The organism is Bacillus sp. FJAT-27916 (genome assembly GCF_001183965.1).
In the GTDB taxonomy this organism is placed as follows: domain Bacteria; phylum Bacillota; class Bacilli; order Bacillales; family Pradoshiaceae; genus Pradoshia.
The window spans coordinates 961,639-977,868 of sequence record NZ_LFZV01000001.1; the positions used below are offsets into that span (position 1 = coordinate 961,639).

At 44.3% G+C, this 16,230-nt stretch carries 12 protein-coding genes; 11 read left to right on the forward strand and 1 reads right to left on the reverse strand.

Annotated elements, in window-relative coordinates:
* Positions 1-3: 3 nt before the first annotated feature.
* From ilvC to yihA, 11 genes are all read left to right on the forward strand, one after another.
* Positions 4-1,035 carry a ketol-acid reductoisomerase gene (ilvC, locus tag AC622_RS04570; protein WP_049669975.1) on the forward strand — a complete coding sequence of 344 codons (1,032 nt, stop codon included), beginning with the start codon at positions 4-6 and terminating at the stop codon, positions 1,033-1,035.
* Complete coding sequence (locus AC622_RS04575) at positions 1,022-2,560, forward strand: 2-isopropylmalate synthase (RefSeq protein WP_049669976.1); 1,539 nt, start codon at positions 1,022-1,024, stop codon at positions 2,558-2,560. The genes ilvC and AC622_RS04575 overlap by 14 nt, the downstream gene beginning before the upstream one ends.
* 22 nt (positions 2,561-2,582) lie before the next feature.
* The gene (gene leuB / locus AC622_RS04580; protein WP_049669977.1) at positions 2,583-3,692 is read left to right on the forward strand and encodes a 3-isopropylmalate dehydrogenase; all 1,110 of its coding nucleotides are present in this window, start codon (positions 2,583-2,585) and stop codon (positions 3,690-3,692) included.
* 38 nt (positions 3,693-3,730) lie between these two features.
* Entirely contained in the window at positions 3,731-5,152 is a 1,422-nt protein-coding gene (leuC, locus tag AC622_RS04585; RefSeq protein ID WP_049669978.1) for a 3-isopropylmalate dehydratase large subunit, read from the forward strand.
* Between the two features lies 1 nt (position 5,153).
* Positions 5,154-5,747: a 3-isopropylmalate dehydratase small subunit gene (leuD, locus tag AC622_RS04590; RefSeq protein WP_049669979.1), complete on the forward strand. Its 594-nt coding sequence runs from the start codon at positions 5,154-5,156 to the stop codon at positions 5,745-5,747.
* A gap of 392 nt (positions 5,748-6,139) precedes the next feature.
* Positions 6,140-7,123, forward strand: a complete 984-nt coding sequence (locus AC622_RS04595; protein WP_049669980.1) for a tetratricopeptide repeat protein — start codon at positions 6,140-6,142, stop codon at positions 7,121-7,123.
* A 171-nt stretch (positions 7,124-7,294) separates the two neighbouring features.
* Positions 7,295-8,584, forward strand: coding sequence for a trigger factor (tig, locus tag AC622_RS04600; protein WP_049669981.1), 1,290 nt, complete (start codon positions 7,295-7,297; stop codon positions 8,582-8,584).
* 391 nt (positions 8,585-8,975) lie between these two features.
* On the forward strand, positions 8,976-10,241 hold the full coding sequence (gene clpX / locus AC622_RS04605; RefSeq protein WP_049669982.1) for an ATP-dependent protease ATP-binding subunit ClpX: 1,266 nt from the start codon (positions 8,976-8,978) through the stop codon (positions 10,239-10,241).
* A 360-nt stretch (positions 10,242-10,601) separates the two neighbouring features.
* A complete protein-coding gene (gene lonB / locus AC622_RS04610) occupies positions 10,602-12,269 on the forward strand; it encodes an ATP-dependent protease LonB (RefSeq protein WP_049669983.1) in 1,668 nt (555 codons plus the stop codon).
* Between the two features lie 243 nt (positions 12,270-12,512).
* Positions 12,513-14,837 (forward strand): endopeptidase La, encoded by a 2,325-nt coding sequence (gene lon / locus AC622_RS04615; protein WP_049669984.1) that lies wholly within the window; start codon positions 12,513-12,515, stop codon positions 14,835-14,837.
* Complete coding sequence (gene yihA / locus AC622_RS04620; RefSeq protein ID WP_049669985.1) at positions 14,834-15,415, forward strand: ribosome biogenesis GTP-binding protein YihA/YsxC; 582 nt, start codon at positions 14,834-14,836, stop codon at positions 15,413-15,415. The genes lon and yihA overlap by 4 nt, the downstream gene beginning before the upstream one ends.
* A 44-nt stretch (positions 15,416-15,459) precedes the next feature.
* Here the strand turns inward: yihA and AC622_RS04625 are convergent, their stop codons facing one another.
* Positions 15,460-15,939: a hypothetical protein gene (locus AC622_RS04625; protein WP_049669986.1), complete on the reverse strand. Its 480-nt coding sequence runs from the start codon at positions 15,937-15,939 to the stop codon at positions 15,460-15,462.
* Positions 15,940-16,230: the final 291 nt, after the last annotated feature.

Genomic DNA, 16,230 nt, shown 5'->3' on the forward strand with positions numbered 1-16,230 from the left:
CTTATGGCAAAAATGTATTATCAAAATGAAGCAAATGAAGCGGTATTAAAAGGCAAGAAAATCGCTATCGTCGGATATGGCTCACAAGGGCATGCTCATGCGCAGAACCTTAGGGACAGCGGAATGGATGTCGTCATCGGGTTAAGACAAGGGAAATCATGGGATCAAGCAGCAGAGGATGGGTTTGATGTGAAATCTGTCAGAGAAGCGAGTGAGGAAGCGGATGTCATTATGATTCTCCTGCCGGATGAGCATCAAACGAAGGTGTACAAAGCTGAGATTGAACCGGTATTGCATGAAGGGCATACGTTGATGTTCGCCCACGGATTTAACGTACATTATCACCAAATTGTCCCTCCTTCCTATGTTGATGTATCGCTGGTTGCACCTAAAGGACCTGGACACTTAGTCAGAAGAACCTATGAGCAGGGAGCAGGTGTGCCGGCATTGTTCGCGATTCATCAGGATGTTTCAGGTGAGGCGAGTGAAGTTGCGCTTGCCTATGCAAAGGGAATTGGTGCATTACGAGCAGGAGCGCTTGAGACATCCTTTAAGGAAGAAACGGAAACAGATCTATTTGGGGAACAGGCTGTATTATGCGGAGGATTAACCTCTCTTGTAAAGGCAGGTTTTGAAACATTAACTGAGGCAGGGTACCAGCCAGAGCTTGCTTACTTTGAATGCTTGCATGAACTGAAATTAATCGTTGACCTGATGTATGAAGGCGGAATGGCGGGCATGCGCTACTCCATTTCTGATACGGCTCAATGGGGAGATTTCGTATCCGGTCCGCGTGTTGTCGGTCTTCAAGTAAAGGAAGAAATGAAACAGGTATTAAAGGAAATCCAAAACGGAACATTTGCCAAAGGCTGGCTGGTTGAAAATCAGGTGAACAGACCGGTCTTTAATGCAACGCAGGCACAGGAGAATGAGCATCCGATTGAACAAGTGGGCAGGGAGCTGCGTCAAATGATGCCGTTTATCAATGAGCAGCAAAAGAAGCAAAAGGAAGTGGTGACTAGTGCGAAAAATTGAGATATTTGATACCACATTAAGGGATGGCGAGCAGTCCGCCGGCGTAACCTTGACGAGTACGGAAAAAATCGAGATTGCGAGACAATTAGAGAAGCTGGGTGTCGATATTATTGAAGCCGGCTTCCCGGCGGCTTCTCAAGGGGATTTTGAATCCGTTAAGCAAATCGCGGAGATGGTGAAGAATTCAACCGTAACCGCACTGGCCCGCTCAGCACAATCGGATATTGATGCGGCTTGGCAGGCATTAAAAAATACAGCGAATCCACGTATTCATGTGTTCTTGGCAACATCGCCGATTCACCGCCATTATAAATTGAAGATGACAGAGGATGAGGTCGTTGAGGCGGCGGTTGCTTCTATTAAATATGCAAAACAGTTCTTCCCGGTTGTTCAGTGGTCAGCAGAGGATGCTTGCCGGACAGAGCTTCCCTTTCTCGCTAGAATTGTAGAGGAAGCAATTAAGGCAGGAGCGGAAATTATTAATATTCCAGATACGGTCGGCTATATCACGCCGCGTGAATACACAGAGGTGTTTAAATACTTACAGAATCATGTTCCATCCATTGGGGGTGTGAAGCTGTCAGCACATTGTCATGATGATCTAGGTCTTGCAACTGCTAATTCTATGGCTGCCATTCTTGCCGGTGTAACACAAATTGAAGGAACAATCAACGGAATTGGCGAGCGTGCCGGCAATACGGCATTAGAAGAGGTAGCCCTTGGTCTTTATACAAGGAAGGATTTCTACCAAGCAGAATCAAGGATGGTGTTAGGTGAAATAAAAAGGACGAGTGAACTTGTGAGTAAATTGACTGGCATGGTTATCCCGCCAAACAAGGCGGTAGTCGGAAAGAATGCCTTCGCTCATGAATCTGGTATCCACCAAGACGGCGTGTTGAAGGAAAAAACCACCTACGAGATCATTGAGCCGGAGACAGTTGGATTAAGCTCTAATGCCATGGTCCTTGGCAAGCATTCCGGTCGTCATGCCTTCCGCACGAAAATCCAAGAGCTTGGATTTACAGTATCAGATGAGGAAATGAACCAATTATTCAAGGTATTTAAGAATCTTGCAGATAGCAAGAAAGAGATGACGGATGAGGATATTGTTGCCTTGGTTCTTGAAGAGAAGGTGACGAAGGAGGGCGGCTATTATGATTTGGTCTCCATCCAAGTCCAATATGGAACCAATCAGATTCCGACGGCAACGGTGACATTGTCAGGAATGGTTAATGAAAAGATTCAGGAAGCGGGAACTGGTGCGGGAAGTATCGAAGCCTTGTATAACACGCTTGAACGCTGCATCAATAAGCCTGTTACGTTAAAGGATTACCGAATCCAATCCGTTGGTGCAGGAAGGGATGCGCTGGCCCAGGTATTTGTTAAGGTGATGTATGAAGGAGTGGAAACAAGCGGGCGGGGATTGGCCCAGGACGTTTTAGAGGCATCTGCCAAAGCCTACCTAAATGCGATAAACCGAGCCATCATGACAGAGGAAAGAACATCCATTGCTTTGATGAACTAAATCTTAGAAGGAGGATTTCGAAATGAAAAAGAACATTGCTGTATTACCAGGCGACGGCATCGGGCCGGAAGTAGCAAAGGGAGCGGTCGAAATCCTCAGGGCTATCGGGGAACGCTTCGGGCATGAATTCACCTTTCAATATGGAATGATTGGGGGAGCGGCTATTGATTATGCAGGCACTCCGCTTCCAAATGATACGCTGGCCCTTTGCAGGCAAAGCGATGCCATTATGCTCGGAGCAGTCGGAGGACCGAAGTGGGATCAGAATCCGCCGATGCAAAGGCCAGAGCAGGGCCTGCTGAAGATTCGCAAGGAATTGAATCTGTATGCGAATATGCGTCCAATCAACTATTATGCCAGTTTAATAGAATCTTCCCCGTTAAAGAAGGAAATCATCGAAGAGACAGATTTTCTGATTGTAAGAGAATTGACAGGAGGCCTTTATTTCGGAAAGCCGAGTGAGAGGACATACCGCGATGGGATGGAAGCGGCTGTTGATACCCTTTATTACGAACGAAGTGAAGTGAAACGAATCATGAAGCTTGCCTTTGAGCTTGCCTCCTCCCGAAGCCTTAAGGTTACATCAGTTGATAAAGCGAATGTTCTTGAATCGAGCCGTATGTGGCGGGAGGTTGCGGAAGAAGTAGCTAAGGATTATCCTCATGTAACCTTAGAGCATATGCTTGTCGATAATGCGGCCATGCAGCTCATTAAGAATCCGAGACAATTTGACACGATTGTAACGGAAAATATGTTTGGCGATATTTTGAGTGATGAAGCAAGTGTACTTACTGGGTCGCTTGGTATGCTGCCTTCAGCCAGCCTTTCTGAAAGCGGACTTCATTTATACGAACCAATCCATGGTTCGGCGCCTGATATAGCCGGTCAGGATAAAGCGAACCCGATTGCGATGATTCTCTCCAGTGCCTCCATGCTGCGTCATTCCTTTGGATGGGAGGAGGAAGCAAGGGCGGTGGAGCAGGCGGTCAAGAATATTCTGGATTCAGGTAAGCGGACCGCCGATCTATCAGGTACCGGCAAGCCATATTCTACGTCCAAGATGGTAGAAGCGATTAAAGAAGATATCCTGCAGAAGGATGCCATTTTTCACATTATGGATGCTTATGCATAAGAACGAATAAATGAAATTTCAATGAGGAGGGATTATAGATGGGTAAATCGATTATTGATAAGATCTGGGAGAAGCATATTGTTCGCAAAGAGGAGGGCAAGCCGGATTTATTATACATCGATCTGCATCTCGTGCATGAAGTGACCTCTCCTCAGGCGTTTGAAGGATTAAGACTGAAAGGAAGAAAGGTTCGTCGTCCGGATTTGACCTTTGCGACGATGGATCATAATGTTCCGACCATTAATCGTTTCGTCATTACTGATGATATTGCAAAAAAACAAATGAGCGCCCTTGAGCGCAATTGCAGTGAATTTGGGGTGCCGCTGGCCGGCCTTGATAGTGAAGACCAGGGGATTGTCCATGTTATCGGGCCAGATCTTGGTTTGACTTGGCCGGGTAAGACAATTGTCTGCGGGGACAGCCATACTTCTACGCACGGTGCCTTTGGAGCCTTGGCTTTCGGAATCGGCACAAGTGAGGTAGAGCATGTTTTGGCAACACAGACTATTTGGCAAAATAAGCCGAAAACGATGAAGATTGAAATAAACGGGAAATTAAAGCCGGGAGTAACCGCTAAGGATGTTATCCTCTATATTATTTCACAAAACGGTGTTCATTTCGGTGCTGGACATATTTTGGAATATGCAGGAGAGGTTGTCCGGCAAATGTCCATGGAAGAGCGCATGACAATCTGTAATATGACGATTGAAGGAGGCGCACGCGCTGGATTGGTCAGTCCGGATGAAACAACCTTTTCTTATATGAAGGGACGCAAATATGCGCCAAAGCCGGATGAGTTCGAGCGTTACAGTAAGGAGTGGGAAAAGCTCATCAGTGATGAAGACGCGGCATATGACAAGGTCATTGAAATAAACGGTGAGGACATTTCTCCAATGGTTAGCTGGGGAACCAACCCAGGGATGTGCAGTCCGGTTGATGGCCGTGTACCTGTTGCTTCCGACCTTGACGAGTCTGCCGCACGTTCCTTGAGGCGTGCGCTTGAATATATGGGCCTTCAAGAGGGACAGGGAATAAAGGAGATTCCGGTACAGCATGTCTTCATTGGATCCTGTACGAATTCGCGTATGGAGGATTTAAGGGAAGCAGCTGAAATACTGAGAGGGAAGCGGGTAGCAGAAGGTGTTCGCGCACTAGTTGTTCCCGGCTCTCAAAGGGTGAAAAGGAAGGCAGAGGAGGAAGGCATTGACACAATCTTTAAAGAGGCGGGCTTTGAGTGGAGAGAGGCTGGCTGCAGTATGTGTCTGAGCATGAACCCGGATGTTGTCCCGCCTGGTGAGCATTGTGCCTCCACCTCGAACCGGAATTTTGAAGGCAGACAGGGCTCTGGTGCCAGGACCCATCTTGTCAGTCCAAAAATGGCTGCTGCTGCTGCGCTTTATGGACGGTTCGTAGATGTGAGAGAGCTTGAAAGCATCATCAGTGAAGGGAGTGTGAATTAATATGGAACGTTTGACGGTTTATACAGGGAAGCCGGTTGTTATGGATCGAGACCATGTGGATACAGACCAAATCATCCCGAAGCAATTCTTGAAGAGGATTGAGCGTACTGGCTTTGGCCGTTTCTTATTCTATGACTGGCGCTATGAAGCAGAGAATGTTGAACGCTCGGAGTTTGAACTGAATCAGGAGGAGAACCGAGGAGCAACCATATTGGTGGCCGGTGAGAATTTTGGCTGCGGTTCCTCAAGGGAACATGCTCCATGGGCGCTTGGTGATTATGGCTTCAAAGTGATCATTGCTTCCTCATTTGCAGATATCTTCCATCAGAACTGCCTGCAAAACGGCATTCTGCCGATTACGCTTGAAAAAGATACATTGGCAGCGTTGAAGGAGCATATACGCAGTCAAAAGGCGGATATCACTGTTGATTTGCCGAAGCAGGAGCTCAATGCAGGGGAAGGATTTGCGATTTCATTTGATATACATCCCTATTGGAAGAATATGCTCACAAATGGCTGGGATGAGATTTCCTTAACCATGCAATATGAGGATTCGATTAAAGAGTATGAAGAGCGTGTGTTTGTTCGGGGATAAGTGGAGTGCATATCAGGAAGGAATAGGCGGCGTTTGCTCCGCCTTTTTATTTTGTCTATTTCTATATAGCGAATGAATGGATACCAGACGTTCCATTTCCTGTTGATTGCAGCAGTTTACTAATACCATAAAAGCGCATTGGTTTATGGACAAAAAGAGAGGGGTATGGACGACAAGAAGGTACTAAGGTCCTTTGAGTATGGAGAAAGGTTTATAGGAGAGACAGCCAGCATCCTGGCTGAAGAGCATAGGAGATCAAGACACTGCTCTTGGCGGGCCGGAGACTTGTCAGTCAGCTTCTTCCACAACTCCCCTTTCCCACAATGTTTTGTTTTTCACAGAAAGGCGTGCTACACTTACTTCAATAATTTATTAATCCGAGGCGGGACAATATGAAGAAAAATGAACATAAGGTTATTCCCTTTCCGCATCTGGGCGAGCTTTTGATGAAAAAGGGCATGGAGGCAATGGAGGAAAAAAATTATAAAGAAGCATACCGGTATTTTGACCAAGGGAATCAAATTGAACCGGATCATGAGGATATCAATATCGGGCTGGCATTATCATTGGTAGAGCTGGGGCGGTATCAAGAGGCGAAGGTAATCGTTAAGCGAATGATGGAGCAGGGCATCGGCGATTATTTCCATGTGATTAATATTTACTTGATGATTTTGCTTCAATTAAATGAGCATGGAGAAATCATTCACGTGATTGAAGCCTTGTTTGATGAGCAGCAGATACCGCCAGAGCGGGTGGAATCACTTGAGAACCTGCTTGCAATGAGCAAGAGGATTGTCGGGCAGCAGACAGACCCTTCTCAGCCATCCCAGACAGAGGGACTGCCGATTGATGAGACAGAGGTTCTGCGAATCCTTGAGAATGGTACGATTGAAGAACAATTATACATATTATCCTCTTTATCCAACCAAAACATACGGCCGTGGACTGATGTCCTGTGCCAATACTTAATAGAAGAAAAGCATCCTTTCCTGAAGACATTGGCCCTTTCTCTTCTGCGTGAGCAGGAAGTAAATAAGACGGTTGAATTAGATAAATTTGGGCAAAGATGGACAGTGAACATAGAGGATCTTCCAAAAGTGGAAGAAACGGAATTCTTGAAGATGCTTCAAAAGGAATTGAGTGAAAAGCTTGAACATAATGACCCTATTATGTATGAACAGGCAATGGAAATGGTCAAACGACATAACATTCTTCTATATCCGCTAAATATCGACCATTTGTCGATTTGGGGTGAAGCATATGAAAGACTTGTCAAAGAAGCGTACGGGCTTGTATGGGATGAGCCTGATGAAGAAATTTCCGGGATTTTAGAAGAAATAAGGAAATTAGAGGGCATTACTTTCCCTGTTATTTGAAGTCCGAAGTGTTGAAACGTGGAAATCCTATGTTATAATATAATGGTTGCAATATGCATGTGTACAGGCAAAGGCCTGTGCGGCCTAAGGATCTATATATCTGGTTCTCATACATGCCAGTGTTAAAAAAAGACGATTTATTAGGAAATATATATAGTTGGAGGGAAAACCATGTCTGCAAAATGGGAAAAGCTAGAAGGTAACCGCGGCGTCTTAACCGTTGAAGTTCCTGTAGAAAAAGTGAACGAAGGATTAGACTCTGCTTTCAAAAAAGTTGTGAAACAAGTACAAGTTCCAGGTTTCCGTAAAGGAAAAATGCCACGTTCTATGTTCGAAAAGAGATTCGGTGTAGAATCCCTTTATCAAGATGCCCTTGATTTCATCTTGCCAGAAGCTTACGCTGAAGCGATTAACGAAACAGCTATCGAGCCGGTAGACCGCCCTGAAATCGATATCGAGCGTATGGAAAAAGGCGAAACTCTTATCTTCAAAGCAACTGTTACAGTGAAGCCTGAAGTTAAGCTTGGCGAATACAAAGGTCTTGAAGTAACTAAAGTTGACACTGAAGTGACTGATGAAGATGTAAACGAAGAAATCAAACAATTGCAAGAGCGTAATGCTGAACTTGTTATTAAAGAAGAAGGTGCCGCTGAAAAAGGCGACACAGTTGTTCTTGATTTCGAAGGATTCGTTGACGGCGAAGCGTTCGAAGGCGGAAAAGCTGACAACTACACATTAGAGCTTGGCTCTAATTCTTTCATTCCTGGTTTCGAAGACCAATTGGTCGGACTTGAAACAGGCGGAGAAAAAGAAGTAGAAGTAACTTTCCCTGAAGAATACCACGCTGCTGAATTAGCAGGTAAACCAGCTGTATTCAAAGTGAAAATTCACGAAATCAAAACAAAAGAGCTTCCTGCACTTGATGATGAGTTTGCAAAAGATGTAGATGAAGAAGTGGAAACACTTGACGCTCTTAAAGAAAAAATCAAAAATCGCTTAGTGGACAAGAAAAACCACGATGCTGAACACCATGTTAAAGATACTGTAATCGAAAAAGCAGCAGAAAATGCTGAAATGGATATTCCAGCTGCCATGATCGATACAGAAACTGACCGCATGGTACAAGAGTTTGGTCAACGTCTTCAAATGCAAGGTATGACTCTTGACATGTACTTCCAATTCTCTGGTCAAGACGAAGCAGCTCTTAAAGAGCAAATGAAAGAGGAAGCTGAAAAACGCGTACGCATTAACCTTACTCTTGAAGCTATCGGCAAAGCTGAGAACGTTGAAGTCAGCGAAGAAGAAATCAACGCTGAGGTTCAAACAATGTCTGAGCAATACGGCTTATCTGCTGAACAAATCATCCAAGCGCTTGGCGGCACTGAAAGTGTTAAAGGCGACTTGCTTGTAAGAAAAGCAATTGACGTATTGGTTGAAAGCAGCAAAACAGTAGAAGCTTAATTTATATAAAACCATAAAAACAAGGTGCGATTTAACTTATCGTACCTTGTTTTATACATAACATATTTTGCAAAACTCGCTAAAAATCGACTTTCTGTATCGAATTGTTTTTGGCTATACATAATTGCTTTTTTCTCGAATAAAGTGTAGATTAATTCTAAATAATCAAAATACATATGTTTTCCATTTTCAAAATAGAGGATTGAAAGTCGTGCAGAATGGATATTATGTACATATACATAATGATCACGTGATTACGTATACGTCGTCAGTCTTTTCTTTACCTCAAATGGAGTAATGTGTGTTACAATCCTTACATACCCTTCATTTGTTAATCTGATTTAGAAATGCAGATTTCATGATAGAGTCCATAATACCAAGGGGTGAAACTATGTTTAAATTTAATGATGAGAAAGGGCAGCTTAAGTGTTCTTTCTGTGGCAAGACTCAGGAACAAGTCCGAAAACTCGTAGCGGGTCCAGGTGTTTATATATGCGATGAATGTATTGAACTATGTACAGAAATCGTGGAAGAAGAATTAGGTACTGACGAAGAAGTAGAATTTAAGGATATTCCAAAACCAATGGAGATCCTCGATATACTTGACGAATATGTCATCGGTCAAAGAAGCGCAAAGAAATCCTTGGCCGTGGCTGTATACAATCACTATAAACGTGTCAATTCCAACAGCAAGATTGAAGACGTTGAATTATCCAAGTCTAATATCTGTCTAATTGGACCAACAGGAAGCGGGAAAACCTTGCTTGCACAAACGTTGGCTAGATTGCTGAATGTTCCGTTCGCTATTGCGGATGCAACATCCTTAACAGAAGCTGGTTATGTAGGGGAAGATGTTGAGAACATCCTTCTCAAGCTAATCCAAGCGGCAGATTATGATGTGGAGAAAGCCGAAAAAGGCATTATCTATATCGATGAAATTGACAAAATCGCGCGTAAATCTGAGAACCCTTCCATCACTCGTGATGTATCAGGTGAAGGGGTTCAGCAAGCCTTGCTGAAGATTCTTGAAGGTACGGTTGCAAGTGTGCCGCCACAAGGTGGAAGAAAGCATCCGCATCAGGAATTCATCCAAATCGATACAACAAATATCCTCTTTATTTGTGGTGGAGCATTTGATGGTATCGAACCGATTATTAAACGACGTCTTGGCCAAAAGGTCATTGGCTTCGGTTCTGGAGTGGAGAAAGAAGATATCCAAGATAAGGATCTTCTATCTAAAGTTTTACCGGAGGACATGCTTCGTTTTGGTTTAATTCCAGAATTCATCGGCCGTCTGCCTGTCATTGCGACACTTGAACAGCTTGATGAGGATGCCTTGATTCAAATCCTTACAAAGCCGAAGAATGCTCTTGTGAAGCAATATCAGAAGATGATGTCTCTTGATGATGTAGAATTGGAATTTGAGGATGATGCCTTGCTCGAGATTGCGAAGAAAGCAATCGAGCGTAAGACAGGTGCTCGTGGTCTCCGTTCCATCATTGAAGGCATCATGCTTGAAGTGATGTTCGAATTGCCTTCACGTGATGATATTGCGAAATGCGTAATCACTGCAGAGTCTATTTCTGAAGGAAAATCACCGAAGATTATCCTTTCTGATGGGACAACTGAAACGGTTGAGAAGAAAACTTCTGCTTAACGCAGAACATGATATGAAAATGCTGGTTCCATTTGGAACCGGCATTTTTTTATGAAATAGTTCTGTTAAGGACTGTTGATAGGATAGAATGCCGCCAGTTAACGTTGAAGGCGATTAACTTTTGCGGGATTAGCGGAAAAGACAGCCCATAGAGATACATAGGACTAGGAGGAGGCTCCGTGACACTCCTTTGTTTTTGCTGCCTGAAACAAAAATCAACATGTCAAAATAATCAAGCCTATGGAGTAGTAAATAAACCTTCATCCCTGTCCTTATATGGGATGTTTGGAGGTTTATTCCCCTTCTGTTAAGGAGATACTAGCTTGTATCTTTACGATGAATCTTCAGGAGGGTGCATAAATGAGTTGGACAGCCATAGTGATCATCATCCAATTATTTTTTGGAGTTGTCATTGGATTATATTTCTTGAATCTGTTGAGAGGGCAGCGGGTTCAAAAGGTAACCATTGATCGGGAAGCAAAGAAGGAAATGGATCAATTACATAGAATGAAGGGGATTAAGCTGACGGAGCCATTGTCTGAGAAGGTACGGCCGGCTAGTTTTCAAGATATTATCGGACAGAAGGATGGCATTAAGGCGTTGAAGGCAGCTTTATGCGGGCCAAATCCGCAGCATGTGCTCATTTATGGGCCTCCTGGAATCGGTAAAACGGCTGCTGCGAGACTTGTTTTAGAGGAAGGGAAGAGAAATGCAAAATCTCCTTTTCGTCAAACGGCTCCTTTCATTGAATTAGATGCTACAACAGCAAGATTTGATGAACGCGGGATAGCCGATCCGTTAATTGGCTCTGTTCATGATCCTATCTATCAGGGAGCAGGGGCTATGGGGCAGGCTGGAATTCCGCAGCCGAAGCAGGGGGCTGTGTCAAATGCGCATGGAGGCATTCTCTTCATTGATGAAATTGGGGAGCTTCATAATATCCAAATGAATAAATTATTAAAGGTGCTCGAGGATCGGAAAGTCTTTTTTGAGAGTGCTTATTATAGTGAGGAAAACCCGAATATTCCTAAGCATATTCATGAAATCTTCACGAATGGCCTGCCGTCTGATTTCCGTCTCGTTGGAGCCACAACAAGAACACCATCGGAAATTCCGCCGGCTATCCGCTCGAGATGTATGGAAATCTTCTTCCGTGAATTGAATCAGGATGAACTGATGCAGGTTGCTGCCAATGCGGCGAAGCGGGTGGAGCTGACCTTAGGCGAGAAGGGGCTTCGACTGATTGGCCAATATGCATCCAATGGGCGTGAGGCTGTGAATATGGTTCAGAGTGCAGCCGGCCTTGCTATTACGGATGAACGTAATTTCATTAAGGATGAAGATATCGAATGGATTATCCAATCAAGCCAGATGACACCTCGCTTCAGTCCGAGTATTGGGGCGGAATCATCCATAGGAGTTGTCAATGGTCTGGCGGTAACTGGTCCGAATACAGGTGCTTTGTTAGAGATTGAAGTAACCGTTATTGATGCGCGTGATAAAGGGACGGTAACCATCACGGGAATCGTGGAAGAGGAAAGTTTAAACAGCCCGGGTAAATCAATACGACGCAAGAGCATGGCGAAAGGGTCAATTGAAAATGTCGTAACCGTTTTGCGGACGATGGGAATACCGGCTGACCAATATGATATTCATGTAAATTTCCCTGGAGGTATTCCGATTGACGGACCATCAGCAGGGGTTGCTATGGCTGTGGGCATTTATTCGGCCATCTATCGGATTCCTGTGAAAAATAAAGTGGCTATGACAGGAGAAATCAGCATTCATGGGAAAGTGAAGCCGGTTGGAGGCGTCTTTACGAAGGCGAATGCAGCGATGCTTGCTGGAGCTGAAATGGTCATTATCCCAGAGGAGAATGTTCAATCCATTCTGGATGAGCTTGATGGCATTAAGATTAAACCGGTCAGCCAGCTGAAAGAGGTTTTCCAAGAGGCGCTTGACCGGACCCAGGTTATTGACCAAATCGTGGGAAGTGTGGAACGGCCGTCTGAAAGAGAGAGCGGCTAAAAGGAAGGGGCTTGCTCGTTGAATGGGCAGGCTCCTTTTCTTATGTTCTCTATATGCTACAGTCCTTATGATTCATGAGTGAAATAAAGCAGCGATTCATGTTAAAAATACTGAGGAATAGGGAAAAGAGGAGCGTGAGGAAGAAATCTCCCTAAATAGACACAAGTCTATAAATACGATAAAATTGGTAAAGGTCTATTCTTAAGTAAGATATCTTATTAGGTTTTTATGGAGGTGCAACAAATGGCAATTACTGAGGAAAAACACGTTCCCCTCCTGCCGCTGCGCGGATTGCTTGTTTTCCCGACAATGGTTCTACATCTCGATGTTGGAAGAGAGAAATCGGTGCAGGCGCTAGAGAAAGCAATGGTAGATGACCATTTTATTTTTTTGACTACACAAAAGGAAGTATCCACAGATGAACCGAGTGAGGATGATGTCTATCAATTAGGCACTCTGACGAAGGTTAAGCAGATGCTTAAACTGCCAAACGGTACCATTCGGGTATTAGTCGAAGGCGTTTCACGGGCTCATATGATTGAGTTTGTGGATGAAGGAGATTATCTCGCTGCGAGGCTTGAAGTAATGGAAGACTCTATCGAGAAGGATCCGGAAACCGAAGCGTTAATGAGAACCTTGTTGGATTACTTTGAACAATACATAAAGATTTCAAAGAAAGTGACAACAGAGACGTATAATACGACAGTTGACATTGAAGAGCCGGGAAGGCTTGCCGATATCATAACCTCTCATCTCCCGCTTAAGCTCAAGGATAAGCAGGATATATTGGAGACAATCGATATAAAAGAACGTCTAAACAAGGTCATAGATATTATTCATAACGAAAAAGAAGTGCTGAATCTGGAGAAAAAGATTGGTTTGCGCGTGAAGAAATCCATGGAGCGTACGCAGAAGGAATATTATTTGCGCGAGCAATTAAAGGCTATCCAGAAGGAGCTTGGCGATAAGGAAGGCAAGACGGCTGAGATTGCGGAGTTGTTGGAGAAAATTGAGCTGGCAGGCATGCCTGAGCATGTCCTTGAAACAGCAAAGAAGGAATTGGACCGCTATGAGAAGATTCCGGCAAGCTCGGCAGAAAGCGCGGTTATCCGCAATTATCTCGAATGGCTGATTGCGCTCCCTTGGTCCAATGCAACAAAGGATGACTTGGATATTGGCAAGGCAGAGAAAATCTTGAATGAGGATCATTACGGTCTTGAAAAGGTGAAGGAACGTGTGCTGGAGTATCTGGCGGTTCAGTCACTTACCAATTCATTGAAGGGACCAATCTTATGTCTAGCTGGACCTCCTGGTGTCGGGAAGACGAGCTTAGCGAAGTCGATTGCAAAATCAATGAATCGTCATTTCGTCCGCATTTCTCTCGGCGGTGTTCGTGATGAATCTGAAATTCGCGGTCACCGACGTACTTATGTTGGTGCCATGCCGGGCCGCATCATTCAAGGGATGAAGAAAGCAGGAACCATTAACCCAGTCTTCCTTCTTGATGAGATTGATAAGATGTCACATGATTTTCGCGGGGATCCCTCCTCAGCCATGCTTGAGGTTCTTGACCCTGAACAGAATAATTCATTCAGTGATCATTATATAGAGGAAACATATGACTTATCCCAAGTCATGTTTATCGCAACAGCGAATGATTTATCTACGATACCGGCCCCGCTGCGCGATCGGATGGAAATTATCAACCTATCCGGCTATACCGAATATGAGAAGCTTCATATTGCCAAGGAGCATTTGCTTCTGAAGCAATTGAAGGCACACGGCTTAACGAAAGCCCAGCTGCAAATGAAGGATGAGGCCATCACACAGATCATTCGTTATTACACAAGGGAAGCGGGCGTACGGACACTTGAACGCCAACTGGCGGCTGTCTGCCGTAAGGTTGCGAGGATTATCGTCTCTGGTGAGAAGAAGAAGGTCGTCCTGACGCAGAAGAATGTCAGTGATTTCCTCGGTAAGCCGTACTTCCGATATGGGGAAGCGGAACTGGAGAATCAAATCGGAGTGGCAACAGGGCTTGCCTATACGAACTTTGGCGGGGATACACTCCAGATTGAAGTTTCTTTATCACCTGGCAAAGGCAAACTAATCTTAACTGGAAAGCTTGGAGATGTAATGAAGGAGTCTGCACAGGCCGCGTTCAGCTATGTACGCTCCAAAGCAGAAGAACTTCATATTGACAAGGATTTCTATGAGAAATATGATATTCATATCCATGTCCCGGAAGGAGCCGTGCCAAAGGACGGTCCATCTGCCGGGATTACGATTGCGACAGCACTTATTTCAGCTCTTACCAAGAGACCTATCCGCAAGGAAGTCGGCATGACCGGTGAGATTACCCTGCGGGGGCGTGTGCTGCCAATCGGCGGATTGAAGGAAAAATCATTAAGTGCTCACCGCGCCGGTTTGAAGAAGATTATTTGCCCAATCGATAATGAACGGGATATTGACGACATTCCGGAAAGTGTGCGCAATGATTTAGAATTCGTATTTGTCTCGCAACTAGATGAAGTGTTGGAGCATGCATTGGCAGGTGAAGAAAAGTGAAAGTAACACAAGCAGAGATCGTCATGAGTGCCGTGAAGCCGGAGCAATATCCGACAGACGGATTCCCGGAATTTGCACTTGCAGGACGCTCGAACGTAGGGAAATCTTCCTTCATTAATAAAATGATCAATCGTAAAGGTTTGGCACGGACATCGTCCAAGCCGGGAAAAACCCAGACGTTGAATTTCTATAAATTGAATGAAGCGATCTTCTTTGTCGATGTTCCAGGATACGGCTACGCGAAAGTATCCAAGACAGAGCGAGAAGCCTGGGGTAAGATGATCGAGACATACATTACGACTAGGGAGCCGCTTCGTGCAATGCTGCTTATCATTGATTTGCGTCATAAGCCTTCCGCTGATGATGTGATGATGTATGATTTCTTGAAGCATTACGAGATTCCGACTATTGTCATTGCGACGAAAGCGGATAAGATTCCAAAAGGAAAATGGCAGAAGCATTTGAAAGTAGTTAGGGATACATTGGACCTTGCGAAGGGAGACGAGATTATTCTCTTCTCATCTGAGACAGGGCTCGGGAAAGATCAAGCGTGGAATGCCATACAGGCTAGAATGTAAGGAACGAATAAAATGCAGGGGCCTCAACCAGGCCCCTGCATTTGTTATTTCTTCTTATAAAGAATGAACAACCCGGCGAGAATTAATGCAGCCGGCCAATAGGTGGAGAAGGTGTCGGCATAATTGGATACACCTAAGAAACTAAGGATTTGCTCATAAAAAATCAGCAGGATAGAGATGACGAGAAAGAGAATTCCTGCCCCTTTCCCGATGCCTTTCTTTAAGTAAATGAGAAGTAAACCCAGACCGATTAATAGAAAGATAATCACTTGTTCTCCAGGCCAATACTCAAGCTTTCCGGCGATATATTGATGCAAGCCATAACCAGTGAAGATAACCCCTGGCAGCAGAAATTCTGCCTGTCCCCCGAACCTGCTCTGCAAAAGAAAAGCAAGCCCTAGAAGGATGCTTAGCGTTGCCCATGAATAATATGGTTGGAAAAGGGTAAAATCAATCGATCTCAATAAGTAAAAAAATCCAAACCCAATTAAAATAGTACAAGTAAAATAGCGAAATTCTCTCATCTTTCGACTCCTAGTTTGTTATTATTGATAATTATTCTAATCTTTGTTAATGTACAGATAGTACGAATTTACACATACTTCAGGATAAGCAACTTATTGGTAAAAACGCTTACTGAATGAAACCTATATAGATTATATCAGGTTTAGCCATCTTTTATTTTTATTTTCAATAAATCCATTTATATCAAGGGTTTGAGCCGGTTGATGATTATTCCGGCAAGCGCTTTTAAAGTGGATGCCCGGAAAGAAATCATAAACTCAAATGATGTAGAAGGATGTCAGATAGGCGGT